The sequence below is a fragment of the Motilibacter peucedani genome (assembly GCF_003634695.1).
Classification (GTDB): Bacteria; Actinomycetota; Actinomycetes; order Motilibacterales; family Motilibacteraceae; genus Motilibacter; species Motilibacter peucedani.
Map to the genome: position 1 here is coordinate 45,168 of NZ_RBWV01000009.1, position 25,209 is coordinate 70,376.

Below are 25,209 nucleotides of genomic sequence, written 5' to 3' on the forward strand. Positions count from 1 at the left end.
CCGGTCGAGGACGTCTGGCTGACGGTTCAAGACGGCGCCGGTCCGGCCGATGGGGCCGGCATGCTGCTGCGCCAGAGGTGGGTCGAGCACGTCCTGCGAGTGCTGCCCGAGGGTCGTCTGCTCCCCGAGGAGGTGTGGCAGCGCCGTCACCGGCTGATCGTGCGCATCGCGCTGGCACAGGCCGTCGCCCTGGCAGGTGTCGCGACCGCCGCAGGCCACGGCGGGGTGCACGCGGTGGCGGACGCGGTCCTCGTCGCGGTCCCGGCGGTGCTCGCCCGGTACGCGTCCTGGGGTCGCAAGGGCCGGTCGGCGGCCGCGACGACGAGCCTGATGCTCGCCTCGGCGACCCTGGTGCACCTGACCAGCGGGCTGACCGAGTCCCACTTCCACTTCTTCGTGATGATCGGCGTGGTGTCGCTCTACCAGGACTGGGTCCCCTTCCTCGTGGCGGTCGGCATCGTCGTGGCTCACCACGGGGTGATGGGCACGGCAGACCCGCACGCCGTCTACAGCAACCCGCACGCCTGGCGGCACCCGTGGCTGTGGGCCGGCGTGCACGGCGGCTTCGTGCTCGCGGCCAGCCTCGCCAACCTCGCAGCGTGGCGCCTGAACGAGCAGCAGGGACTGAGGGACCCGCTGACCGGCATGGCCAACCGCACGTTGCTCGAGGAGACGCTCACCCGCATGCTGACCGGCTCCGCGCACCCCGTGAGCGTGCTCTTCGTCGACCTGGACGACTTCAAGACCATCAACGACACCCGGGGGCACGCGGCCGGGGACGAGGTGCTGCGGACGGTCGCGGAGCGGCTGCGCAGCTGCGTACGCGGTGGTGACGTCGTCGCGCGCCTCGGCGGCGACGAGTTCGCCGTCCTCGTCGACGGGCCGAGCGCTGCCGCCGACACCGTGGGTGCCCGGGTGCTCCGCGCCTTGCGCGAGCCGGTGGTCGTGGACGGCCGGAGCCTGTTCCTCGGTGCCAGCGTGGGTGTCGCGGACACCAGCGCCACGCCCGAGCGCACCGCCCAGTCGCTGCTGCTCGGTGCCGACCTGGCGATGTACGCGGCGAAAGGGGCCGGGAAGGGCCACCTGGTGCACTACGCCGGCAGCATGGCCGACGCCTTCGCCTCGCGGGCCCAGCTGCAGCAGGACCTCGCCCTCGCTGCAGCGTCCGGTCAGCTCGAGGTCCACTACCAGCCCACGGTGCAGCTCGAGCGCGGCCACGTCCGCGGCTACGAAGCGCTGTTGCGCTGGCGGCACCCCGAGCGCGGACTCGTACCGCCTTCGGAGTTCGTGCCGATCGCGGAGGAGAGCGGCCTGATCGGCGAGCTCACCACGTACGTGCTGCACACCGCCACCGCGCAGGCGGCGCGCTGGTCCGAGGAGATCGGTCGCTCGGTGTCGGTGGCGGTCAACCTCTCCCCGGTGGACCTGGCCGGCGCTGACATCGTCTCCCGGGTGACGACGGCGCTGGCTGCCGCAGGTCTGCCCGCGCACCAGCTCACCCTCGAGATCACCGAGGGCGTGCTCGTGCACGACCTGCGAGCGGTCGCCGCCACCCTGACCGAGCTGCGGAGCCTCGGGCTACGGGTCGCGATCGACGACTTCGGCACCGGCTACTCGAGCCTGTCCTACCTGCGCCAGCTCCCCGTCGACGTCATCAAGATCGACCGCTCGTTCGTCAGCGACCTCGACGGCGCGGGCACCAGCGCCGTCCTCGTCTCCTCGATCGTCGAGCTCGCCCGCAGCCTCGGGCTCGACGTCGTGGCCGAAGGCGTGGAGACCGGCGCACAGGCGTCCACCCTGAGGGACCTGCACTGCCCGCACGCCCAGGGCTACCTGTACGCACGCCCCGTCCCGGCCGCGGAGGCGCGGCACGCGCTCGACGCGCTGGCGCGCGTCCCCGGCGTCTGAGCCGGCGGCCTCAGCGGGTCCGGTGCCCGGACCTGCCCTGCAGCCCGCGGTCGACCAGGTCGACGAGCCACTCGAAGCTCTCGTCGGTGTCAGTGGACCACTGGAAGCCACCACCGGCCTCGATGGTCGCGAAGCCGTGGAAGATGCTTCGCAGCGCGCGCAGGGCGTGGGTGGTGTCCGAGGGCGCGATGTCGTAGCCGCGCAGCACGGCGGTGAAGGGCTCGAGGCTCCGGGCAGCGGCCACGGCGAGCGGGTCGTCAGGGCCGGTGAGCTCGAGGCTGAGCGTGGCGGCGTAGCGGCCGGGGTGCGTGCGGACGAAGTCGCGCAGGGCGCGGGCGGCGGCCCGCAGGGCGTCGTGCCCCGCGCGGCCCTGGATCGCTGCGCCGACAGCGACTGCTGCCTCGTCCATGGCGAGGGCCGCGATCCGCCGGTTGAGGTCGTCCTGGCTCGCCACGTGCTTGTAGAGGGAGGGGGTACGGACGCCCACCTTCTCCGCGAGGGCGCCCATGGTGAGGGCGGCGAAGCCGATCTCGTCGGCGAGTTCGGCGCCGGCGGCGACGACGGCGGCGGGATCGAGGCCGGCCCTAGGCATCCGCGGTCTCCAGGAAGGTCAGGACCGCCGAGGTCACCTGCGCGGGGTACTGCACGTGGGGGTAGTGCCCGGCCCCCTCGACCATCACCAGCCGGCCGAGCCCGGTGGGCAGGTCGGCCACGACGGCCTCGCCCTCGGCGCGGGGGTCGGCCCAGTCGCAGTCGGCGCTGCCCTGCACGACCAGGACGGGGCAGCGTACGTTGCCGAGCTCCTTCCCTGCGTCCACGGGGGTCGTCCTCCCCATCGCCTGCAGCGCCTTCATGCGGCCGGGCTCTCCGAGCATCGAGGTGATCTGCTGCAGGCGCTCGTCGTAGTCGGCGGGCTTGCTGCCGGGGTAGGCGACGTCGAGGTACTCCACCCACTGCCGGGTGCTGCCCAGCAGGGTCATGGCCACCAGGTGGCGCAAGCCCCGGCGGTAGGAGCCGACCCGGAGGTCGCCCAGCCGCATCGACTGCTTGCGGGTGAACGGCGCCAGCTCGACCACCGCCGTGACCAGCTCCGGGGCCCGCGCCGCGGCGATCGTGGCGGCGCCGCCGGCGATCGAGTGGCCGACGAGGACCGCCGGACCGCCCAGGTGCTCGACCAGGGCGATGAGGTCGCCCGCGATGTCGGTACGCGAGTGGCCGTCCCAGCCGACGCTCGACTGGCCGTGCCCGCGCAGGTCGAGCTCGGCGACCCGGTAGCCCGCCGCGAAGAGGGCCGGGGTCACGAAACGGTAGGCCGCTCGGCTGTCGCCCATGCCGTGGGCCAGGACGAGCAGCGGGCCGGTGGTGCCGCGGAGCTCGTAGGCGAGGGTGCCGCCGTCGACGGTCAGGAACTCGGTCATGTCTGCCTCCAGGTCGTTGCCGCGATGGCTTACTGCGTTAGCCAAAAGCTACGGTCATTAGCTGTGCCTGTCAAGCGGCCCGTTCACCCGACCGGGTGGACACCCGTGCTCGGCCCTGCAGCCCCGGCGATCTGGACCGAGAACCCGGTGGTGAGGACACTCGTGGGCCGCGTCGCCCGGTCAGGCCGTGCGCTGGCCGTCGCACTCGTGCTCCTCGCCCTGGCCGTCCTCGTCCTCATGCAGAGCGCCGAGCGAGCGCAGTCGCATCGCGCTGCGGAGGAGAACCTGCACTCGGCACGGCTGCTGTCGAGGTCCGTCGAGGCGGTCAGCCTCACGGTCCGCGACGGGAGAGGTGCACTGGCGCCCGGGGCGGCCGACCACCTCTCGCGGGTCGTCGCCGGCCTGCAGTCGGCGCACCTGCTGAGCGGCCTCGAGCTGTGGCGCAGCGACGGCAGCCTGCTGTGGGCCGACGCGACGCACGACCCGGACGAGCAGTTGCTGCCCGCCGACGAGCGGCGCGACCTGTCCCGCCGTCCTGAGGTGGTCATCCGCACCCCGGGGGGCGAGGACGAGCTCGAGGGCAGCCTCGACGTCCTGCAGCTGCGCGACCTGGACGGTGACGGCAGGCCCGACGCCGTCGTCGAGGTGGTCTTCCCGCCGGGGCCCTACGACTCGGCCGTCACCCGCTCGCGCACCGTCCTCTGGGCGACCAGCGCCGCGCTGCTCGTGCTCGTGTCGGCGACTGCGCTGCTCGCCCGCCGGCGACTGCGCCGCCGCAGCCTCCAGGCGCTGTCCGACGGTCTCACCGGGCTCGGCAACCGCGTACAGCTGCAGGAGAGCGCTCCGGCAGTGCTCGCGCACCCGGCCAGCCTGCTCCTGCTCGACCTCGACGGGTTCAAGGACGTCAACGACACCCTCGGCCACGAGGCCGGCGACGACCTCCTCGTCCAGGTGGCCCGGGCGCTCGAGCAGGACGCCGAGCCCGGAGAGGTGCTCGTACGCCTGGGCGGCGACGAGTTCGCGGTGCTGGTGCCGGGGACGGTCGACGCCGGCCTCCAGCGCGCCACCGCCGTGCGCCGCGCCGTCGAGCAGCCCTTCACCGTGGCGAGCGTCGCCGTGCGCGTCGGAGTCAGCGTGGGCGTCGCCAGCGCGCCCGACGACGCCACCGACCTGCCCGGACTGCTCCGCCGCGCCGACGTCGCGATGTACCAGGCCAAGCGGGGCTGCGAGGGCGTGCGCCGCTGGTCGGCCTCGCTCGACCGGCACGACAGCCAGCAGCTGTCCCTGCTCGCCGGCCTCGCCGCGGCGATCGACGGCGAGCAGCTGCGCCTGCACTACCAGCCGAAGCTCCAGGCGGCCGACGGTCGCGCGCTGAGCGTCGAGGCCCTCGTGCGCTGGCAGCACCCGGAGCACGGCCTGCTCTCCCCCCTGACGTTCGTCCCCTTGGCCGAGCGCACCGCGCTCATCCGTCCCCTCACCGAGTGGGTCCTGCGCCGGGCGGCCGAGCAGTGCGTGGCCTGGCGCCGCACCGGGCTCGACGTGGCGGTGGCCGTCAACGTCTCACCCCGCTCCCTCCTGGACGACTCGATCCTCGAGCTGGTCGCCCAGACCCTCACGGAGACAGGGCTTCCCGCCCACGCCCTCGACATCGAGATCACGGAGTCGGCGGTCGCCGAGGACCCCGACCGCGCGTTCCGGACCCTCGTCGGGCTCCACGAGCTCGGCGTGACGATCAGCATCGACGACTTCGGCGCCGGCTACACGTGCCTGGCGCACCTGCGCACGCTGCCGGTCGACCGGCTCAAGCTCGACCGCTCGTTCGTCTCCGGGATGAGCGGCAGCGCCGGTGACGAGGCCGTCGTGCGCGGCATGATCGCCCTCGCGCACGACCTCGGGCTCGGCGTGGTCGCAGAGGGCGTCGAGGACCACGCCACCGGAGAGCGGCTGGCAGAGCTCGGGTGCGACCAGCTGCAGGGCTTCGCCTACAGCCGCCCGCTGCCGCCCGATGAGGCGGTGCTCGTGCTGCAGGCGATGGCCGGCGAGGCTGCCGTGGCCCACGACCGCGGTCCGGCGGTGCCCGCCCGGGGCAGCCGCTAGCGGCGCAGCCCCACGGCGGGCTAGGCCGGGGCCGGGCAGACGGTCAGCGACGTGCCCTGCGAGCGGTCGATGGTGTGCAGGGCCATCGACCGCCCGCACGACGGGCAGTCCACGACCTTGCCCGAGGGCGTCGGTGGTGCCTCGTCGGGGTCGCCCAGGTCGGGCGGGCCCATGAACCACATCACCAGGCGCCCGAGCCCCTTGCGCTCCTGAGGCCGGCCGGCCGCCTCGACGGCGGAGTCGTCGTCCCGTGCCACCACTGCGTCCTCCTGGGATTGCGCTGCCCTCCCACGGTCGTGGTCCCCGCAGGTTCACGCAACACGAGAGCGGCGCCGCGTTCTGCTCACCCACGCGTACCGGTGGCCGATGGGTGCGGACGTCGGACCGGCCGGCCGTGGGAGGGGGTTAGCAGTGAGCGCGTCGTCCAGGGTGCCCGCGTCCGCGCGCACCTACTTCCTGGCGCTGACCCTGCTGGCCGCAGCGGTCACCGCCTTCCAGCTGCCCGACAGCTGGCCGCCGCTGACCTCGTGGGCGGCCGGCGTCATCGTGCTGCTGGTCACGCGCTTCCCGCTCCTCGTGATGCGCCGCGCCGGCGGCCTCGAGGTCGGCCTCGACCCGGTGATCGCGCTGTTCCTGGCCTTCAGCGACGCGCCGCACGCTGCCGTCGTCTGGACCTTCACGGCCGGCGTCGCGCAGCTCTTCACCTCGAAGGCCTCCTGGGTGCGCCTGTTCAACGCGGCCGTCACCGTCCTGTCGGGCGCCGCCGCCCTGGCGGTGGTCGCACACCTCGACGCCGCGCCGTTGGCGGGTGGGCGCAGCGGAGCCGTCACGGCCGTGGTCGCGGCCGCCTGCTACTACCTCGTCGACTACCTGCTCTCCGTCTTCGCCATCGTCTCGCTGCGCCGGGCGACGCTGCGCGAGGCGATCTGGGACGACACCGCTCCGCTCACGATGGCCTGCGTCGCGGCGGCCGGCAGCCTGGGCTACGTCGGCGCGGTCCTCGTGCGGACCGACCCCTGGACGCTGCCGCTCGCCGGGATCCCGCTCGTCACGGTGGTGCTGGCCGGGCGCGCCTTCGCCACGGCCCACGGGGAGCGGATGCGGGTGCACGCGCTGTTCACCGCCGCAGAGCGCCAGCACAGCGCGGCCACGACCGCAGCGGTCCTCGAGGCGGCGGTCGAGGCCGGCCGTGAGGCGCTCGCCGCGCCGGTGGAGCTGCGCGAGGTCGAACCGGTGGACGGCGTCGCGAGCACCGTCGACACCCCCGACGGCGCCCGCTGGATCCACGCGACCACGCGCAACCAGCAGAGCCGCGTCTTCACCCAGAGCGACCGGGAGCTGCTCGAGGTCCTCGCCTCGCTGACGAACGACTCCCTGCGCCGGCAGGCGCTGGTGGAGAGCCTCGAGCGGATGGCCGCCACCGACGCGCTGACGGGGCTCGCCAACGCGGCGGCCTTCCGTGCCGCAGTGCGGTCCGCCGGGCCCGGCTCGGCCGTGCTCTTCTGCGACCTGGACGGCTTCAAGGGCGTCAACGACGACTTCGGCCACGAGGCGGGCGACGCCCTGCTGTGCGAGGTAGCCGACCGGCTGCGCGGCTGCGTGCGCGAGGGCGACGTGCTGGCGCGCAACGGCGGCGACGAGTTCGCCGTGCTGCTGGTCGGCGCCGACGCCGAGCGGGCGGAGGCGGTCGCCCAGCGCGTGGTGGAGGTCGTCGCGGCGCCGATCTCGCTGCCCGGCGTGGGCCACGCGAAGGTCACCGTCAGCGTAGGCACCGCGACCGGTGACGGCGCCCTCGTGCAGCGCGCCGACATCGCGATGTACGCGGCGAAGGCCGCCGGCAAGTCGCGCCACGTCGTGTGCACCGACGAGCTCTTCGCAGCGCACCAGAGCCGCCGCACGCTGGCCGACGAGCTCGGGCGGGCCATCGATCGCGACGAGCTCGTCCTGCACTACCAGCCGATCGTCAACCTCGCGCTCGACCGCATCGACGGGGTCGAGGCGCTGGTGCGCTGGCAGCACCCCGAGCGCGGGCTGCTCGGCCCGGGCGAGTTCGTGCACCTCGCCGAGGAGACCGGGACCATCGACGACCTCACCCGGTGGGTGCAGCGCCGGGCCGTCCAGGACGCCGTCCTGATGAGCCGCCTGGCCGGCCGGCAGATCTCGGTCAGCGTCAACGTCTCGCCCAGCTCGCTGGTGCGCGGCGTCCTGCTCGACCAGGTCGAGTCCGGATGCACCGACGACGTGCAGCTCATCCTCGAGGTCACGGAGACCGCGGTCGCCGAACCAGCGGCAGTGCCGGTGCTCGAGGAGTTCCGGCGCCGCGGCGTACGCATCGCGCTCGACGACTTCGGCACCGGGCACTCGTCGCTCGCGACGCTGCGCCTGCTGCCTGTCGACATCATCAAGCTGGACCGCGCCTTCATCGAGGGCATCGCGGTCGAGCAGGAGGCCAGCCTGCTCGTGAGGTCGGTCGCCGAGCTGGCGCGCGCGCTCGCCAAGCCGCTCGTCGTCGAGGGCATCGAGGACGCGGCCCAGCGCGCCGAGCTCGAGCGGCTCGGCGTCGCGCTCGGCCAGGGCTACCACCTCGCCCGCCCCGCGCCCCTCGACGTCGTCCTCGAGGGGCTCCGCCAGTCAGCGGTCGAGGAAGCAGCGTCGCTCGTGCCCGGGCGCTAGGCCTCCGTCTCGCGCGCAGCGGACTCCGCCGCGTCACGCAGCTCGTCGCGGTCGGCGTGCGCCGCCGCGGTCGGCGTGCGGAAGACGGTGTCACCCGGGTCAGGTGCGGCTGCCTGGTCGGGCTGGTCGCCCGACGGGTCGGCCGGCGCGGCCAGACCGCCGTCGTCGGGGAGCTGTGCGTGGGGCACCAGGGGTTCCATCATCGACATGCGGTCCTCCTACCCCTTCCGGCAGCTCGGCACCGCGCTGACGGCAGCAGCACGCTCACGCCGAGGTGCCCGGCGTCGGGAACTCGGGGATCAGGAAGGTCGGGGTCAGGAACTCCTTCGGCTGCAGCGCCCGGATGCAGACGCGTACGTCGCCGACCCAGCCGTGGAACCCCTGCCCGAACTGCTCGTTGCTCTGCGTGCCGCCGATGACGAACGGCTTCCCGAGCGTCTCGATGCCCCGCGCCCGAGCGGTCGGGTTGCGCGAGATGCGCGAGCCGTTGACGTAGACCACCGAGTGCGTGCCGTCGTTGACGACGGCCACGTGCTGCCACACGCCCGTCGGCAGGGCGTGGCTCCAGTGCGTGGGGTTGTTGTCGACGTCGAGCTCGGGGTAGAGCACGAACTGCAGGAAGCGCTCGGGCGAGAGGTTGAGGCTGCACGGCGGTTCGTCCGGGGTGTAACCGCTCGTGCGGCCGTTGTTGCCCTCCCAGCTCAGGATGCCCATCCAGTCGTGGCTGCCCACGAAGGGGTCGGGCAGCTTGACGAACGCCTCGATCGTGAAGCCGGACAGGAACTTCTCGCTGTTGATGCGGGCGCCCTGCACCGACTCGAGGATCGCCCCGCGGGTGCCGCTGCCGTTGAAGCGCAGGCTCGCCTGCGCCGGCGACCCAGGCATGTGGTCGTCGGACCAGGTGAGCAGCTCTGACCCCGCGGGCAGCGGGCCCTTCAGGTCGCTCGAGAGCTGGAGGTCGGCCAGCTGCAGCAGCGGGTCACCGTTGTTGGCGGTGACGGTCAGGCGGTAGGACGAGTACGCGGTGGGCTTCGCGACGGCGTACTGCGCCATCTGGAAGCGGCTGGCGAAGCGCTGGCCCGACCGCTCGTCGAGGTCGACCCACGTGCTGCCGTCGTTGGAGCCCTGCAGCACCCAGTCGCGCGGGTCGCGCCCCGGAGCGTCGTTGGCACTGGTGAGCGCATAGGCGACGACCGCGACCGGGGCGTCGAGCGCGTACTGCACCCAGCCCTTCGTGTCGAAGGCGAGCCACTTGGTGCCGCTGTCGGCATCCCTCAGGTTGACGGCGACCTCGTTCGGCGCGTTCTCCGCGCTGGCGGTGACGGTCTTGACGTGTCCGGCGATGCTGCCGGGCAGGGCCGACGGGGCGCCGGACCCGATGCTGCGCGACACCAGGTCGTTCCCGTTGCCGGAGAGGTCCTTGATCCTCGTACCGGCGGCGACGGCCGCGCCGGCGATCCCGGCACCCGAGTAGCCGGCCGCGTCGAACCGCCAGTAGGCGAGCGTGCCGCGCGGGAGCACGGCGCTCGCCGGCCGGGGAGCAGGGAGCGCGAGCGGTGAAAAGCCCTTGAACCGCTGGGCGAAGTCGATGCCCAGCGTGAAGCGGTCGACGTCGCTGGTGAGCTCGACCGTCTCGGCGGCCAGCGGCGAGCGCTTCGCCGGGTCACGGTCCAGGAACCACGGGGAGAAGGTCTCGACGTCGATGACCCCGCGAGCGAGGTCGAAGTGGTAGAGCCGGACCATGCCAGCGCCGCCGTAGTAGCGGTCCTGGTAGTTCGTGATGTGGGCGTGCACCTCGTTGCCCGCGTCGTTGTGGAGCACCGTGCGCGCCGGTGGCCAGTAGTGCCCGTTCAGCATGAGGAACACCTGGTCGTTCTTGCGCACCAGTGCCTCCCAGAGCCGCTCTCCGTTGTCCGACAGCGCAGCCCCGCCGTCACCGGCCGGGGCGACGAGGTCGTGCGTGGTCAGAATCACAGGCAGGTCGTGGTGCGCGTCGATGACGCCCTGCACCCACGCCACGCCCTTGTCCGACGTGCGCCAGTCCAGCGCCAGAACCAGCCACTCCTGGCCGGCTGCCGTGAGGACGTGGTAGCTGTTGTAGCCGTCCGGTGAGGCACCTCCGAAGGTCGGCATCACCGCGAACCGGCTCGGGCCGAAGGCCTGGAGGTACGGTGTGGTGCCTCGCTGGTCGTCACCCGAGACGTCGTGGTTGCCGCCGAGGACGCTGTAGGGCATCTGGTCAGCGAGGCCCGCGTCGAAGGTGCTGGCTGCCAGTGAGATCTCGTCCTGCGTCCCGTGCTCGGTGACGTCGCCGAGGTGGGTCATGAAGACGATGTTGTCGTCCTTGCGCTGCTTCAGCAGGTAGTGGAACGTCTCCGCGAGCGGGCGCGGGTCCGCCGCGTCGTGGTCGAAGAGGTACTGCGTGTCGGGCAGTACGGCGAGGGTGAAGCGCGGGCTGTCGGCGTCGACGCGGCCATAGGCGGCGCCCGTGCTGGCGGCCGAGGCGCGCGCCGGGCCGGCGACCGCGGGAAGCGCGAGCGCGGCGGGGGCGACGGCGGCGGCCTGCAGGAGACTGCGGCGGCTGACGTGTGCAGGCACGAGGAACCTCTTCGGGGCAGTTCGGGTTGGTGCCCCGACTCTTCGAGGCGTCGGTGTCACGCCGCCGACGCGCAGGTGGACGACCGGTGTGACCTCGGAGAACACGGCCGGTCCCCTCTCGACACCCGCCCTTCCCCGGGGTGCACTGGCGGCATGGCTCTGATGGTCCAGGCGACCCGCATGCTGGCCGGTGGTCTTCCGGTGTCCGACACGACGCTGCGCTCGTGCGGCGTCGCTGCCGTCGGGCTGCTCGTGGAGCAGGACGTGACCGGCTTGTCCCTGCAGCAGATCCGTGACGTGGTGCACCTCGGCGTCAGGCAGGTCTCGGCGGAGCTCCACGCCCGCCAGCTCCACGACTTCGTCACGGCCGAGGAGGGGATCGCGGTCGTGACGGTCACCCGGCACGGCCAGCGGCCGCTCGCCGGGCGGATCACCGGTCCCTACCGCTACGACCCGGCGGGCTATCCCGGCAATCCGCACGTGCGCGACGTGCGGTGGGGTGCCTACCTGCCCCCGGGCGTCGAGATCTCAGACCGCTTGCGCCGCACGGTCTTCCCGGTCAACGGCGCGCTGGTCGCCCCGCTGGTCGAGCTGGCCGCCGGCCTGCCCGTGCCTGCCTGAGCGGACGCCTGCAGCCGCAGGCCCTCGAGGAGAAGGTCGAGCCCCGCGCGGAACTGCGCCGCGTCGTCGTGGCCGGCGAACTCCTCGACGACGTAGTGCACGAACGGGTACGCCGCAGGGTCGAGCTGGCGCCAGCTGTCGGCGAACCGCTCGAGGTAGGCCTCGCGAGTGACGGTGCCGTCGAGGACCTCCTGCGGCGGCTGCTGGCCGAGGTCGGCGGCCGTGCCCACGACGTAGCCGATGACCGCCGACACGGCGTCGAAGCTCTGGCGCGGCGGCAGCTCGAGCCTCAGGACCTGCTCGCCCATGCGCTCGAGGAGCATCAGCGCGTTCGGTTGCAGCTCGGTGTCGCGCATCAGGTAGGCGCCGAGCCAGGGCCGGTCGGCCACCGCGTCGAAGAGCGCGACGGCGATCGCGCGCAGGTCCGCGACCGGGTCCTCGCTCTCCGGCAGCTCGTCGGCGAAGGCGACCACGCCCGCCAGGACGTGGTTGGTCGCGCGGTCGAGCAGCTCGTCGCGGCCGGAGACGTACCAGTAGATGCTGCCGACGCCGCCGCCGAGGCGCGCGGCCAGCGCGCGGAAGGTGAGCGCCGACTCGCCCGACTCGTCCAGCAGCGCTACCGCCTCGCGCAGCACGGCCTCCATCGAGTGGGTGGCGCGCCGCCGCGGTGGGGCGCCGGCCGTCGGTGAGCGTCGCGGTGCCATGGCTCCATCCCATCACACCTTGCGCCCGGTCGAACGCTGTTCTATATTACCGAACAGTGTTCGACAATCGAACGCCGTTCGCTCCTTCGGAGGTGCCCCCATGAGCTCGACCACCGCGGCCGTCCCGGCCACGACCTACCCCTCCCTGCGAGCGGCGTGGATCCCGCTGTTCGCCCTGTGCCTGGCCTTCTTCGTGGAGATGGTCGACAACACGCTGCTGACCATCGCGCTGCCGACCATCGGTCGCGACCTCGGCAGCGGCACGACGGGCCTCCAGTGGGTGACCGGCGCCTACTCGCTGACCTTCGGCGGGCTGCTGCTGACGGCCGGGTCCGCGGCGGACCGGCTCGGGCGCCGACGGGTCCTCTCGGTCGGGCTCGCCGCCTTCGGCACCATCAGCCTGGCGGTCCTGGCCGTCAGCTCCGCCGGCGAGCTGATCGTGCTGCGCGCGGCCCTCGGCGTCGCGGCCGCGGCGATGGCGCCGATCACGAACTCGCTGGTGTTCCGGCTGTTCGACGAGGAGGCCCTGCGCATGCGGGCCATGACGGTGATGATCGTCGTAGGCATGAGCGGCTTCATCCTCGGCCCGCTGCTCGGTGGCACCGCGCTCGCCCACGTGCGCTGGGAGTGGCTGCTGCTCGTCAACGCCCCGCTGGCGCTCGTCGCCTTCGTCGGCGTGCGGCTGGGCGTTCCCGCCGACCGGCCCGAGGACCTCACGGCCGACCGCCTCGACCTGCCCGGTGCGGTCCTCAGCGTCGCGACGATCGGCCTCGCCTGCTACACGCTCACCAGCGGCGTCGAGCACGGCTGGCTCTCCGCCCTCACCTGCTGCTCCGCGCTCGGTGCCGTGGTCGCGCTGGTCGCCTTCCTGCGCCACGAGCGGCGCGCCGAGCAGCCGATGCTCGACCTCGGCGTCTTCACCAGCGGCACCGTCCGGGGCGCGGCACTGGCCCAGGTCGGCACCTCGATCGCCATGGCCGGCGTGATGTTCGGGCTGATCCTGCACTTCCAGTACGCCTACGGCTGGAGCCCCGTGCGCGCCGGCCTCGCGAACCTCCCGCTCATCGTCACGATGCTGCTGGCCACCCCGCTGTCCGAGACGCTGGCCACCCGCTTCGGCCACCGCGTCGCCTGCCTGGTCGGCGCCGTGCTGCTGGCCGGGTCGCTGGCCGGCCTGTCGTGGGGCGTCGACCACGGCTACGCCGCGATCGCGGTGTGCATGGTCGTCCTCACCGTCGGGCTGCGCACGGTCATGACGATCTGCGCGGTCGCCCTCGTCAGCGCGATGCCGGAGAACCGCACGTCGATCGCGGCGGCGCTCAACGACACCGCCCAGGAGGTGGGCACGAGCGTCGGCACCGCCGTCGTCGGCACGCTGATCGCCGCACTGGTGACCGTGAGCCTGCCCGACGGCCGGTGGAGCCGCGCGCTCGTGGCCTCGTTCTTCCACGGCGAGCGGGTCACCTACGCGACGCTGGCGGTGGTCGTCGGCCTGGTCGCCGGCTGGGGCGCGCTCACCCTGACCGACTCGCGCTCGACCGACGAGGGCCACTGAGCTCGGCGGCCACGCCCTGTGCCACGGCGGTGCGGGCGTCCTCCTCCCGCACGACGGACAGCTGCGTCGACTCCGGCGGCAGCACGGTCTGGAACAGCCAGTCGGCAGCGACGCGCACCCGGTTCGCCGTCGAGGGCAGCGCCCACAGGTGGTAGCCGCGCGTCACCACCTTCGCCAGCGGACCGGTGAGCGCGACGCCCAGGGGCCGGGCGACCGCGTCCCAGCCGCCGAGGTCGGCGACCAGGCCGAGGTCGCGGTGGCGGTACGCGGTGGGCGAGCCGACGCCCAGGCTGGCCGCGATGTTGCGGCCGAGAACGGTGCCCTGGCGCTGGGCGTGCTGGGCGGTGGGCGGCGTGTCCGGACCGGCCGCAGCCGTACCCCGCGCCACCAGGTCGGGAACGGCGGCGGCGTCGCCGGCGGCCCACACGTCCGGCGCGCCGGGCACCGAGAGGTCCGGCTCGACGAGCAGTCGGCCGTTCCGGGTCGGGAGCCCGAGCTCCGACACGAGCGGGTGGGCCACGACGCCCGCTCCCCACACCAGGGTGCGGGTCGGCACGGTCGTCCCGTCGCTGAGCCGCACCGCGCGCTCGTCGGCCGAGACGACGGAGACCTCGAGGCGGACGTCGACGCCGCGCCGCCTCAGCAGGTCCAGGGCCCTGGCGCCGAGCTCCGGCCCGAGCTCGGGCAGCACCGTCGGCGCGAGGTCGACCAGCACCCACCGGACGTCCTGGGCGCTGGTGCGGCTCCACCGGCCCTGGATGGTGCGCAGCCAGCGCTGGGTCTGCGCGACCAGCTCGGTGCCGGTGTAGCCGGCGCCGACCGCGACCACGGTCAGCAGCGCTGCGCGCTCGGCCCGTCCCTCGACGGTGTCGGGCTCTGCGTCGGCGAGGTCGAGCTGCTCGAGCAGGTGGTCGCGCAGGAACACCGCCTCGACCAGTTTCTTGAGCGCGCGACCGTGCTCACCGACGCCCGGCACGGGGATGCGGCGGGTCACCGAGCCGGGAGCGAGCGCGAGCCGGTCCCAGCCCAGCGTCGACCGCGTACCACCGGTGCGGCCCACGACCGTGACCGTGCGCGCGGCCAGGTCCACGTCCTCGACCCGCCCGAGCACCAGCCGCACCCGCGGCAGCATGCGGCGCAGGGACACGGCGATGTGCCGGGCCTCCACGACGCCGGTCGCGACCTCGGGCAGCAGCGGGCTGTAGAGCAGGTAGTCCGTCGGGTTGACCAGCACCAGCTCCGCGGCGTCGGGCGCGAGCAGCCGCTCGAGCCGGCGCAGGGCGTAGAACCCGGCGAACCCGCCGCCCACCACGACCACACGGGGCCGAGCGGGTCCGCCCGTCGTCATCGCCGGGCCGCCGGCGAGGCGAGCCACTGCTCGAGCGAGACCGCGCCGACGCGCGCGCCGGGGTGGGTGCACAGCGAGCCGCGCTCGAGCACGGCACCCGAGTAGAGCGCCTGCGCGTCGACGACGAGCTCGCGCTGCTCGCCGCGGGCGGCGAGGTAGCGACGGGCCAGCTCGCCGATCGGGAGCACGTCGGGGCCACCGAGCTCCACGGGGCCCTGCACCGGCTCCCCGACCGCCAGCTCCGCGAGGGCGTCGGCCACGTCGTCGGCGGCGACGGGCTGGATGTCGGCGTCGGGCAGGCGCACGACGCCGTCCTGGGTGGACATGGCGAGGATGCCGCCGGTGAACTCCATGAACTGGGTGGCCCGCAGCGCCGTGAAGGGGACCCCGGAGGACTCGAGGATGCGCTCCTGGGCGAGCTTGGCCCGCATGTAGGGGCTGTCCTGCATGCCGTCCAGCCCCACGATGGACACGACGAGGTGGTGCTGCACGCCGGCCGCGGCCTCGGCCGCGGCGAGGGTCCGCCCGGTGGTCTCGAAGAAGGCGAGCACCTCGTCGGGGGCCAGGGACGGCGAGTTCGTGACGTCGACGACGACGTCGGCACCGGCCAGCACCTCGTCCAGTCCCTCCCCGGTCAGCGTGTCGACGCCGGACGCGCGCGAGGCCGAGACCGCCTCGTGCCCGGAGCGCCCGAGCCGCTCGCGGACCCTGGTGCCGATCTGACCGGTGCCTCCGACGACGACGACGCGCATGACCCGCTCCTCTGCGGCGACGTGTCCGCTTCTCGGACACTGCTTGTCCGGGATGCTACTCGGACAGTCTGTGTCCGCGTCAAGTACCCTTGCGTCGTGAAGATGTCCGGTGGTGTCGAGTGGGCGCTGCACTGCTGCGTGGTGCTCACGGCGGCCGCGCGCCCGGTGCCGGCCCTGCGCCTGGCCGAGCTCCACGACGTCTCGCCCACCTACCTGGCCAAGCAGCTCCAGGCGCTGTCCCGCGCCGGCATCGTCCGCTCGACCCAGGGGCAGGCGGGCGGCTACGTGCTCACCCGTCCCGCCGATCAGGTCAGCGTGCTCGACGTGGTCGAGGCCGTCGACGGGGCGCGGCCGGCCTTCGTGTGCACGGAGATCCGCCAGCGCGGCCCGCTCGCGAGCCCGCCGGAGAAGTGCACGGCTCCGTGCGCCATCGCGCGGGCGATGTACGCGGCGGACGACGCGTGGCGCGCGTCGCTGCGTGCGGTGACGGTCGCCGAGCTGGCGCGCACGGTCAACGGCGACTCCGGCGCCGACGTCATGGGCACCGTCGGCGCCTGGTTGCAGCAGCGGGCCTGACGGCGTCGGGCTAGTACGCCGACCCGCCGCGCGCGAGCAGCTGGCGCAGCGAGGTCGCCGGGTGGCCGGTCAGCCGTGGCACGTCGCCGCTGACGGCGTCGAGCTCACCGGCCGCGATGGCGGTGTAGGTCGAGACCCAGGCGTCGAGCTGCCAGTCGGGAGCGCCGTAGGAGCGGCGCGACGCGTACGCCTCCTCGAGCGTCTCGGGCTCGTAGCGCACCTCGCGGCCCTGCGCCTCGCTCAGCACCGCCGCCGCCTCGGCCAGCGACAGCGCCTCCGGGCCCGTCATCGCGTAGGTCGCGCCCACGTGCGCCGACGGGTCGAGCAGCACGGCGGCTGCCGCGTCGGCGATGTCGTCCTGGGCCACCACGGCCGCGCGCCCGTCGCCCGCCGGTCCGCGGATGACACCGTCGTCACCGACCAGGGCCGGCACGAAGTCGGCGTAGAGGTTGTCTCGCAGGAAGGTGAACGACAGGCCCGACGCCCGGACGTGCTGCTCGGTCGCGAAGTGGTCGCGCCCCAGCGTGAACGTGCAGTCCGGCGCCGCCCCGTCGAACGACACGTAGACCAGGTGCTCGACCCCGGTAGCGGCTGCGGCGTCGACGAAGGCCGTGTGCGCCGCGACGCGGTCGGGCCGCTCGGACGCCGAGACCATGAAGAGGGTCCGGACGCCCGCCAACGCCGCGAGCGCGGCCTCCCGGTCCTCGAACGACGCGCGCACGACGGTGGCGCCGGCCAGCTCGGGTGCGCGGGACGGGTCCCGCACGAGCAGGCGGGTGGCGGCGCCCGCGGCGGACAGGCGCCGGGCGACCCGGCTGCCCAGCCGGCCAGTGGCGCCCGTGACGGCGATCTGCCCGGGACCACCCGTCACGAGACCTGCTCCTCGAGCGCGCGCACGGTATGACCGTAGGCCACCACCTCGTGGCCCACGACCTCGACCACCGCGGACGACGCGATCAGCGCGACCACGAGGACCAGCAGCGTGACCGAGGCGCCGTCGCCGGTCTTGACGCGGCGGTCGAAGCCGGTCGCCCACGCCAGCACGACGGCAGCGGCGCTCGGTGCGAGCGCCACGGCGAACAGCGGCAGGTGGGTCAGGTCGTAGGAGCTCATGAGCACGCTCCAGGTGGCGAAGACCATGACCAGCACGCAGACGACGGGGACCGCCATCGCGAGCGTGAGGTGGCCGAGCGACAGCTCCCCCGACTCGACCCCCTCGGCGGCCACCCGCAGCCCCGCGCCGACCGCTGCGATCGAGCCGAACATCGGCAGGTGCGCGTAGCGCCAGGCGAACGTGCGCTCCGGCAGCTGCTCGAGGACGACGCGCGAGGGGATGAGGAAGTACGCCCACCACAGGGAGGCGGTGAGCACGAGGCCGGAGGCGACGACGACCACGGCGCCGACCGACCAGCCCTGCTCACCCACGAGGGCGCTGACGGCCGAGACGGTGGCGGCCACGACCTCGCCGAGGGTGATCAGGGTGAGCAGGCTGAAGCGCTCGGCGAGGTGGCCGGCGTTCCAGGGCAGCCGTCCGCGGCGCTCCTCGAGCAGCACCGGGACCGTCATCTCGGCGACGGCGAGCAGCACCAGGGCCGCCACCGTCAGGGCCAGGGGCAGCGGCAGGAGCACCGTGGCCGCCCAGGCCGCCTGGGCGACGACGATGGTCGCCGCGTACCCCGTGCAGGTGCGCGCGTGCGCAGGGTCGGCCCGGGCGGCGCGCAGCCACAGCGCGACCAGCGGCAGCCGCATCACGACGTAGCCCGTGAGCATCAGCGGGTTGTTGGGACTGTCGCCCTGGGCCGCGTCATCGGCGCTGACGGGCAGCCCGAACGTCAGCACCACCACCCCGACCATCTGCACGAGCGTCGCGAGCCGGAGGACGACGTCGTCGTTGCTGTAGGCCGAGGCGAACCACGTGAAGCTCATCCACGCCCAGCTGATGGAGAACACGGCGAACGCGTAGGCCCCCAGGGCCGCCGCGACGTGGCCGTCGCTCAGGTGGGTGGCGAGCTGGTCGGCCGCCGCGCCGAAGGCGACGACGTAGGTCAGGTCGTAGAGCAGCTCCAGCGGCGTCGACGACCGCCCCCGCTCACGAGGGTCGCGCCCGCGCATCGGGCGGAGCCGGTGCCGCAGCTCGTCGAACAGCTGGCGCCGGACGTCCTCCTGCACCTCCGCCACCTCCACCGTCCTCGTGCGCCCGGAGCGCCACCGCGGAAAGGGCAGCGCTGCTGAGGCTAGGTGAACGGCGAAGATCCGTCGAGCATGAACACCTCCGACCAGCGCGTCATACCAGACCAGTCCACTGAGCTGCGGCGTGAGCCGGCCCCCTGATCATTGCCAGAGGACGCCTCGTCGGGGTTGACTACGGTCTGTCCCCACCTCCCCCGGGCCCGACTCTCGCCGTGCCCTCACCCCGGACAGGCCTGCACCGATGACGATGCGCGTACCGCGGCTCCCCTTCCCCCTGCCCCGACGCGGAGGAGGGCGGGCTGCGGCAGTCGTCGCGGCCGCCTTGCTCCTCGCGCCCGCCGTGGCGGCGACGCCCGCGCAGGCGGCCGGCGCACCGAGCGCCGGCACGGGGTCCGACGCGTGGACCTTGAGCACGACGACGAGCTCCGGCGACTACTCGCCCACCTTCGTCGGCAACGGCTACCTCGCCGCGCGGGTGCCGGCGGAGGGCGCCGGCTGGTCGAGCGCCCCGGTGCAGACCCAGGCCCAGGTCGCTGGCTTCTACGCGCACCCCGCGGGCGACGTGGAGATCCGGGCCGCCCTGCCGATGTGGACGACCCTCGGCTTCTCCGACGGCAGCGGCACCTACGGCAACCTGCCGGGCGACGCCGACTGCTCCTTCGGGACGGTCTGCGAGGCGGAGGCCGGCGTGCTGTCGGGCGGCGCCGTACGCGCCAGCGACCACAGCGGCGCCTCCGGCGGCGCGTTCGTCGCGGGCTTCGGCGACCAGGGCCACCCGGTCGTCGGTGCGACGACGACGCTGCGGGTCACAGACGTACCCGCCAGCGGCGACGCGACGCTGACCGTCCGCTACGCGAACAACGACGGCGGCGCCGGGGTCACCACCCGCAGCGTGAGCGTCGCCGTCAACGGCACGGCGGCGGGGACCGTCTCGCTGCCGCCGACGCCGAGCTGGGACTCGTGGGCCAGCGCCTCCGTACGCGTGCCGCTGACCGCGGGCACCGACGAGGTGGCGATCTCCTGCGGCGCGGGCGACGGCTGCATGTCGAACATCGACTGGGTCGCGCTCACCGACGACGGCGCTCCGGCACCGGCGCCGGGCGGCGGCACCACCACCGGCTACCGCCAGACCCTCGACCTGCACCGTGGCCTGCTCTCGACGTGGGCGACGTGGACCTCGCCCGGCGGGCGCACCACCGACCTGCGCTACGACGTCGTCGCCGACCGCTCGCGCGCCCACGTCGGCGCGGTCCGCCTGACGCTGACGCCGCACTGGAGCGGGACGGTCACGGCGACCGACGCCTTCGACGCCCGCGCCGCCCACGCGGCGACGGCCTCGGGGGTCGCGGTGGACGGCGCAGCCGGACAGCTGCGCGAGGCCGTGACGGCTGACGGCACCGGCGCGGTGGCCGGGCTCGTCTCCACGCTGCGCACCGGCGCCGGGCCGACCTCGACCTCGGCGGTCGGGAGCGGCGCTGCCCAGCGGGCGAGTTTCGCCGTGCAGGACGGCCAGACCTACACCGTCACGAAGTACGTCGGCATCGCCGCGAGCGTCGACACCGACCGCGTCGACGGGCTCGCCCCCGTCGCAGCTGCGGCGCAGGCGTCGGCCGCGGCGGCGTCGACAGGCTGGGACGCCCTGCTCGCCGAGCACGAGGCGGCCTGGGCGAAGCTCTGGACCTCCGACATCCGCGTCCCCGGCGACGACGCGCTCACCCTGCAGGCGCGGGCGAGCATGTTCTACCTGCTCGAGAGCGTGCGCCCAGGGGTCGACTGGAGCACCTCGCCGGGCGGGCTCTCCTCCGACGGCTACTCCGGCCACGTCTTCTGGGACATGGAGACGTGGATGTACCCCTCCCTGCTCGCCCAGCACCCGGACATCGCGGCCGGCGCCACCGCCTACCGCCAGCGGCTGCTCGCTGGGGCCGAGGCCTACGCGGCGCAGGGCGGCTGGCAGGGCGCGCGGTTCCCGTGGGAGAGCGCGTCGACCGGCGACGAGCAGACCCCGACGTGGGCCGACACGGGCAAGTACGAGATCCACGTGACCGCTGACGTCGCACTCGCGCAGTGGCAGTACTTCCAGGCCACCGGTGACACCAGCTGGCTCGGCGCGAAGGCCTGGCCGGTGCTGGAGGCGGCCGCCGACTTCTGGGCGAGCCGCGCCACCCGCAGCTCCGACGGCAGCTACCACGTCGACGACGTGATCGCGGCCGACGAGTACGCCGTGCGCGTCGACGACAACGTCTACACCAACGTCGGTGCGGCGACCGCCCTGCGGATCGCCACCGCTGCCGCGAAGACGCTGGGGCGCACGCCGGACCCGCGCTGGGCGACGGTGGCCGACGGGCTCGTGGTGCCGTTCGACGCCGGGCTCGGCATCCACCCCGAGTACGCCGGCTACAGCGGCCAGACCATCAAGCAGGCCGACGCCGTCATGCTGCAGTACCCGCTGGGCTACGACATGCCCGACTCCGTCGCCCAGGCCGACCTCGACTACTACGTCGGGCGCAGCGACCTCAACGGCCCGTCGATGACCGACGCCATCCACGCGATCGACACCGCCGAGCTCGGCACGCCCGGCTGCGCGAGCTGGACGTTCCTGCAGCGCAGCGTGAACCCCTTCATGCGCGCGCCGTTCGACCAGTTCAGCGAGACCCGCGGCGGTGGCGCCTTCACCTTCACCACCGGCGCCGGCGGCTTCCTGCAGGAGTTCCTCTACGGCTTCACCGGCATGCGGTGGGACACCGACGCGGTGCGGCTCGACCCCGTGCTCCCGCCGCAGCTGCCGGGTCTCGAGCTGACCGGCCTGGCGTGGCACGGGCGGCGCTTCGACATCAGCGTCGGGCCGTCGACCACCACGGTCCGGCTCGTCTCGGGCGACGCGATGCCGGTGGCGGTCGGTGGCGCAGCGGCGCGCGCTCTCGCGGCCGGCGGCACGCTGACCGTCCCGACCCGACGACCCGACCTCACACCCACGTCCGACCTCGCGCGCTGCGCGGCCGTCACAGCGAGCTCGGCCGACGCGAGCTTCCCGGCAGTGGGAGCGGTGGACGGCAGTGGTTCGACCCAGTGGCGGCCGACTGCGGCTGGCGCCTCGCTCACCGTCGACCTGGGACGCGCGACGACCGTGCGGCGCGTGAAGGTCACCTCGGGAAGCGGACGCACCACCGCGTACGACCTCGCGACCTCGCTGGACGGCACCTCGTGGTCCGCTCTGGGCAGCGTGCCCGCGAGCGACGCGCCCGTCAGCTCGGTGGCGGTGGCCCCAAGGCAGGTCCGCTACCTGCGCTACACCGCGGCTGAGGGCACCACCCCGTCGGTCGCGAGCCTCGAGGCCACCGACGTGTCGGCGCCTGACGCGCCGACGGGGGTCAGCGGCACAGCCGGCGACGGGTCGGTGGCGCTCTCGTGGAGCGCGCCCGCCTGGGACGGTGCCGCACCGATCGACCACTACGTGGTCACGCCCTACGTCGCCGGCGTCGCCCAACCACAGGTGACCACTCCTGACGCATCGACGTCCTTCGTCGTCACGGGACTGACCAACGGCACGGCCTACACCTTCACCGTAGCCGCCCACAACCGGCTCGGCACCGGACCGGCTTCGGCCCGGTCGGCCGCCGTGCAGCCGCGCATCTCGCTGGCCCGCATCGCGACCACGGTCGACCGGCTCGCGGGGTCGGGCGACGTCGCGAAGAGCACGGCACGCGACGTGAAGTCGCTACTGGCAGCCGCTTCGTCCGCCGAGGCTGCTGGTCAGACCACGACGGTCCTCCAGCGGCTCGCCGACGTGCGGGCTCTGCTCGACGCGTCGTCGACGAGCCAGTTCTCGACGCGGGCCGCGTCCGAGCTCGAGGGCCTGCTCGCGCAGTGGCTGCACGCGCCCACCGGTGTCGCTGCGGTGATCCACGAGCTCGGTGCGCGGACCCGTAGCGGCGACGTCGCGGGGGCCACGGGACGCGACCTGCAGGCGCAGCTCGCGTCGGCGCGCTCTGCCGAGCTGGCGGGCGACGGGTCGCGGATGCGTACGCTGCTTTACGCCGTGCGCAGCGACGTGGCCTCGGCGAAGGCCAGCAAGGTCAGCAGCACCGCCCGAGCTGCGCTGCTGCCGCTGCTCGACCCGCTGCTGGCGCAGACGTTGCAGGCCGAGGACGCCGCGCTCGCCGGCGGTGCTTGCACCGCCACCGACCACAGCGGCTACACGGGCTCCGGCTTCGCCGCCTGCTTCGGCGCCGCTGGGCCCTCGGCCATCTTCTCGGTCGACGCGCCGCACGACGGGAGCTACGACCTGCTGCTCCGCTACGCCAACGGCACCGGGTCGGACAAGACGCTGACCCTGACCGTCGGCAGCACAGCACCGCAGCAGGTGACGCTGCCGCCGAGCGACGGCTGGGACAGCTGGCTGGTCGTGACCGTCCGGGTGCCGCTTGGCGCCGGCGCCACCGCGGTCGCCTGGTCCTACGGCGCCGCCGACAGCGGCAACGTCAACCTCGACGACCTGGTGGTGCAGCCGCACTTCTGAGCGGGCAGGTGCGGCTGCACCGCGGGCCTCGGCCTAGGGCAGCCGCACCTCGACCGCACGGGCGTCGGGGTCACCCGCGTAGGACGCGGCCTCGACCCGCACCGCTCCCGCGGGCGTGACGAGGTCGCGCACCCCGGCGTCCCAGCGCGACAGCGGGCGCAGCGAGGCGCGTACGCGTACGGCCACCGTCTCGCCGGCGCCGACCTCGGCGACCGCGAAGCCGAGCAGCGCACGCTCGCCGGCACGGTCGCCGTCGAGGCGAGTGCCGTAGACCTGCACCACGTGGTGCGCGCGCACGTGCCCCGTGTTGGTCAGCGGCACCTCCACGTGCAGCGCCCCGTCGCCCGGCTCGACCGAGGGTTCGCCGAGCGAGAAGGTCGTGTAGGACAGGCCGAAGCCGAGCGGATAGGCAGCCGGCACCCCGAGCCGGTCGAGCAGCCGCTGCCCGTGCCACCGGTCGTAGGTCACCGCGGTGGCGTCGCGGTCGAACGCCGGCAGGTGCTCCTCGCTGGTGGGCACCGAGAAGGGCAACCGGCCCGAGGGGACCGCGTCGCCGAGCAGCACGTCGGCGAGCGAGTGACCGCCCTCCATGCCGGAGTACCACGCGAGCAGCAGGCCGGGCACCTGCTCCCGCCAGCCCTCCATGACGACCGCGCCGGCGGCCACCACCGCGACGACGGTGCGCGGGTTCGCCGCGGCGACGGCGCGCACGATCTCCTCGTCTACCGGGCGGAGCCGCAGGCTGCCGCGGTCGCCGCCCATCGCGGCGCTGCCGACCAGCAAGGCCTCGCCGGGCGCGGAGCCCATCTTGTCCATGACGGCGTCGGCGCCGTCCTGCGCCGGCGGGTAGAGCGCGAGCAGCTCGGGGCGGCTCGCGGCCTCGCCGGAGACGTACTCGCCCTCGTCCTCGGCGGTGTAGCCGACGACCACGACGGCGACGTCGGCGTCCGCAGCCGCACGGGCCGCCGCCTCCGGGTCGTCCGAGCCCTCGAAGCGCACGTCGGCGTCCGGCAGCGCGGCGCGCAGCCCGTCGAGGGCGGTGACCACCGAGGGGGCGCGGACGTCGGAGGAGCCGTGGTCGCCGGTGTTCGCGACGTCGCCGAGCCGGCCGACGACCGCGACCGACGACAGGGTGCTCGCGTCCAGCGGCAGCAGCGGACGGCCGTCGACGTCCTCGTTGCGCAGCAGCACCATCGCGCGGGCGCCGGCCCCCCGTGCCAGCGCCCGGTGGGCGTCGGAGACCACCACGTCGGCCGATGGCGCCTCGTCGGCGAGCGCGGCGGCGAAGCGCAGCTGGGTCGACAGGCTGCGCAGGCCGGAGCTCTCGACGTCGTCCCACGACGCGCGGCCCTGCTCGAGGTCGGCGGGGAGGTGCTGGGCGCGCTGCTGGCGCAGCGGCTCCTCGATGTCGAGCCCGTGGCGCAGCGAGGTGGCGGCGTCGCGCAGGCCCCAGATGAAGTCCGAGACGGTGACGCCCTCGAAGTGCCACTGGTCGCGCAGCACGTCGGTCAGCAGCTGCTCGTTCTGCCCGCACCACTGGCCGTTGACCGAGTTGTAGGCGCTCATCACCGCCGCGACGCCCTCCTCGACGACCCGGCGGAAGTGCGGCAGGTAGACCTCGTGCAGCGTCGCGTCGTCGACCGTGACGTCGACGGTGAAGCGGGCGTTCTCCATGGAGTTGAGCGCGTAGTGCTTCACGCACGCCATGACGTGGCGCTGCGTGCCGCGGGTCAGCGCCGCGCCCATCTCGCCGAGCAGCACGGGGTCCTCGGAGTAGGTCTCCTGGATGCGGCCCCAGGCGGGGTGGCGGGGGAGGTTGATGCAGACTCCGCCGAAGAAGTTGGCGCCCTGGGCGCGTGCTTCCGCGCCGATCGCGTCGCCGATGCGCTCCTCGAGCTCCACGTCCCACGTCGCACCGCGGGCCATCGACACCGGGAAGGCGGTGGAGCGGCCCATGACGACGCCGCGGGGGCCGTCGGAGAAGCGCAGGCCGGGGATGCCGAGCCGGGCGACGGCGCCGTGCACGTAGGGCCGCAGGTTGTAGCCCTGCTCGATCATCTCCTGCATGCCCGGCCAGAAGTCCTCGTCGCCGTCGAGCAGGCCGAGGCGCTCGTCCGGCGTCAGCTGCGCGTAGAGCGCCCGCGCCTGCTCGACGGGCGAGGCTCCGGCCCGCACCGCTGCCACTGCCGCGTCGTACGCCGTCGTCTCCGCCACGTCTCTCCCTCGAGGGTGCGCCTACCTAGCAGTCGC

At 73.9% G+C, this 25,209-nt stretch carries 17 protein-coding genes and 1 pseudogene; 7 read left to right on the forward strand and 11 right to left on the reverse strand.

All coding sequences use genetic code 11. The annotated features are described in order from the left end of the window. Positions 1–60: 60 nt before the first annotated feature. Positions 61–1,908 carry a putative bifunctional diguanylate cyclase/phosphodiesterase gene (locus CLV35_RS01740; protein WP_121191710.1) on the forward strand — a complete coding sequence of 616 codons (1,848 nt, stop codon included), beginning with the start codon at positions 61–63 and terminating at the stop codon, positions 1,906–1,908. A 10-nt stretch (positions 1,909–1,918) separates the two neighbouring features. Here the strand turns inward: CLV35_RS01740 and CLV35_RS01745 are convergent, their stop codons facing one another. Continuing rightward, complete coding sequence (locus CLV35_RS01745; protein ID WP_121191711.1) at positions 1,919–2,500, reverse strand: TetR/AcrR family transcriptional regulator; 582 nt, start codon at positions 2,498–2,500, stop codon at positions 1,919–1,921. Next, positions 2,493–3,326 carry an alpha/beta fold hydrolase gene (locus tag CLV35_RS01750; RefSeq protein ID WP_121191712.1) on the reverse strand — a complete coding sequence of 278 codons (834 nt, stop codon included), beginning with the start codon at positions 3,324–3,326 and terminating at the stop codon, positions 2,493–2,495. Before CLV35_RS01750 ends, CLV35_RS01745 begins: the two co-directional genes overlap by 8 nt. 150 nt (positions 3,327–3,476) lie before the next feature. Between CLV35_RS01750 and CLV35_RS01755 the strand changes: the two genes are divergently transcribed. Then, on the forward strand, positions 3,477–5,423 hold the full coding sequence (locus tag CLV35_RS01755) for a putative bifunctional diguanylate cyclase/phosphodiesterase (RefSeq protein ID WP_147431842.1): 1,947 nt from the start codon (positions 3,477–3,479) through the stop codon (positions 5,421–5,423). A 20-nt stretch (positions 5,424–5,443) separates the two neighbouring features. On the opposite strand, the gene CLV35_RS01760 is transcribed toward CLV35_RS01755, so the two are convergent. After that, complete coding sequence (locus CLV35_RS01760) at positions 5,444–5,680, reverse strand: hypothetical protein (RefSeq protein ID WP_147431843.1); 237 nt, start codon at positions 5,678–5,680, stop codon at positions 5,444–5,446. A gap of 154 nt (positions 5,681–5,834) precedes the next feature. On the opposite strand from CLV35_RS01760, the gene CLV35_RS01765 reads away from it, so the two are divergent. Then, positions 5,835–8,096, forward strand: coding sequence for a putative bifunctional diguanylate cyclase/phosphodiesterase (locus CLV35_RS01765; protein ID WP_183061601.1), 2,262 nt, complete (start codon positions 5,835–5,837; stop codon positions 8,094–8,096). Here the strand turns inward: CLV35_RS01765 and CLV35_RS01770 are convergent. Together CLV35_RS01770 and CLV35_RS20310 are read right to left on the reverse strand one after the other, a co-directional pair. Further along, positions 8,093–8,305, reverse strand: a complete 213-nt coding sequence (locus tag CLV35_RS01770; protein ID WP_121191716.1) for a hypothetical protein — start codon at positions 8,303–8,305, stop codon at positions 8,093–8,095. The two genes, CLV35_RS01765 and CLV35_RS01770, sit on opposite strands and share 4 nt — an antisense overlap. Before the next feature lie 55 nt (positions 8,306–8,360). Further along, positions 8,361–10,694 (reverse strand): LamG-like jellyroll fold domain-containing protein, encoded by a 2,334-nt coding sequence (locus CLV35_RS20310; RefSeq protein ID WP_121191717.1) that lies wholly within the window; start codon positions 10,692–10,694, stop codon positions 8,361–8,363. Between the two features lie 153 nt (positions 10,695–10,847). Between CLV35_RS20310 and CLV35_RS01780 the strand changes: the two genes are divergently transcribed. Beyond that, positions 10,848–11,315 (forward strand): hypothetical protein, encoded by a 468-nt coding sequence (locus CLV35_RS01780; protein ID WP_121191718.1) that lies wholly within the window; start codon positions 10,848–10,850, stop codon positions 11,313–11,315. Positions 11,316–11,317: 2 nt separating this feature from the next. On the opposite strand, the pseudogene CLV35_RS01785 reads toward CLV35_RS01780, so the two are convergent. Continuing rightward, positions 11,318–11,959, reverse strand: a pseudogene (locus CLV35_RS01785) (TetR/AcrR family transcriptional regulator); the annotation flags it as partial. Positions 11,960–12,119: 160 nt separating this feature from the next. On the opposite strand from CLV35_RS01785, the gene CLV35_RS01790 reads away from it, so the two are divergent. Beyond that, complete coding sequence (locus CLV35_RS01790; RefSeq protein WP_121191719.1) at positions 12,120–13,574, forward strand: MFS transporter; 1,455 nt, start codon at positions 12,120–12,122, stop codon at positions 13,572–13,574. Here CLV35_RS01790 and CLV35_RS01795 read toward each other — a convergent pair. Both CLV35_RS01795 and CLV35_RS01800 read right to left on the reverse strand, forming a co-directional pair. Continuing rightward, positions 13,534–14,949, reverse strand: coding sequence for an NAD(P)/FAD-dependent oxidoreductase (locus tag CLV35_RS01795; protein WP_231121317.1), 1,416 nt, complete (start codon positions 14,947–14,949; stop codon positions 13,534–13,536). The genes CLV35_RS01790 and CLV35_RS01795 overlap by 41 nt on opposite strands. After that, positions 14,919–15,674, reverse strand: a complete 756-nt coding sequence (locus CLV35_RS01800) for an SDR family oxidoreductase (protein ID WP_121191720.1) — start codon at positions 15,672–15,674, stop codon at positions 14,919–14,921. Before CLV35_RS01800 ends, CLV35_RS01795 begins: the two co-directional genes overlap by 31 nt. A 102-nt stretch (positions 15,675–15,776) precedes the next feature. Between CLV35_RS01800 and CLV35_RS01805 the strand changes: the two genes are divergently transcribed. Beyond that, positions 15,777–16,250: an RrF2 family transcriptional regulator gene (locus CLV35_RS01805; protein WP_121192261.1), complete on the forward strand. Its 474-nt coding sequence runs from the start codon at positions 15,777–15,779 to the stop codon at positions 16,248–16,250. 10 nt (positions 16,251–16,260) lie between these two features. On the opposite strand, the gene CLV35_RS01810 is transcribed toward CLV35_RS01805, so the two are convergent. Next, positions 16,261–17,121 (reverse strand): SDR family oxidoreductase, encoded by an 861-nt coding sequence (locus tag CLV35_RS01810; RefSeq protein WP_121191721.1) that lies wholly within the window; start codon positions 17,119–17,121, stop codon positions 16,261–16,263. Beyond that, positions 17,118–18,419, reverse strand: coding sequence for a low temperature requirement protein A (locus tag CLV35_RS01815; protein WP_183061603.1), 1,302 nt, complete (start codon positions 18,417–18,419; stop codon positions 17,118–17,120). Before CLV35_RS01815 ends, CLV35_RS01810 begins: the two co-directional genes overlap by 4 nt. 361 nt (positions 18,420–18,780) lie before the next feature. On the opposite strand from CLV35_RS01815, the gene CLV35_RS01820 reads away from it, so the two are divergent. Beyond that, positions 18,781–22,959, forward strand: a complete 4,179-nt coding sequence (locus tag CLV35_RS01820) for a carbohydrate-binding protein (protein ID WP_183061605.1) — start codon at positions 18,781–18,783, stop codon at positions 22,957–22,959. Between the two features lie 33 nt (positions 22,960–22,992). Here the strand turns inward: CLV35_RS01820 and CLV35_RS01825 are convergent, their stop codons facing one another. Beyond that, positions 22,993–25,173 carry a glycoside hydrolase family 3 protein gene (locus CLV35_RS01825; RefSeq protein WP_121191724.1) on the reverse strand — a complete coding sequence of 727 codons (2,181 nt, stop codon included), beginning with the start codon at positions 25,171–25,173 and terminating at the stop codon, positions 22,993–22,995. Positions 25,174–25,209 lie beyond the last annotated feature (36 nt).

Excerpts from the sequence above, each read along its gene's own strand:
- CLV35_RS01790 (WP_121191719.1), top strand. The coding sequence starts at position 12,120 with ATGAGCTCGACCACCGCGGCCGTCCCGGCCACGACCTACCCCTCCCTG.
- CLV35_RS01740 (WP_121191710.1), top strand. The coding sequence starts at position 61 with ATGCTGCTGCGCCAGAGGTGGGTCGAGCACGTCCTGCGAGTGCTGCCC.
- CLV35_RS01745 (WP_121191711.1), bottom strand. The coding sequence starts at position 2,500 with ATGCCTAGGGCCGGCCTCGATCCCGCCGCCGTCGTCGCCGCCGGCGCC.
- CLV35_RS01800 (WP_121191720.1), bottom strand. The coding sequence starts at position 15,674 with ATGCGCGTCGTCGTCGTCGGAGGCACCGGTCAGATCGGCACCAGGGTC.
- CLV35_RS01805 (WP_121192261.1), top strand. The coding sequence starts at position 15,777 with ATGTCCGGTGGTGTCGAGTGGGCGCTGCACTGCTGCGTGGTGCTCACG.
- CLV35_RS01780 (WP_121191718.1), top strand. The coding sequence starts at position 10,848 with ATGGCTCTGATGGTCCAGGCGACCCGCATGCTGGCCGGTGGTCTTCCG.
- CLV35_RS01770 (WP_121191716.1), bottom strand. The coding sequence starts at position 8,305 with ATGTCGATGATGGAACCCCTGGTGCCCCACGCACAGCTCCCCGACGAC.
- CLV35_RS01750 (WP_121191712.1), bottom strand. The coding sequence starts at position 3,326 with ATGACCGAGTTCCTGACCGTCGACGGCGGCACCCTCGCCTACGAGCTC.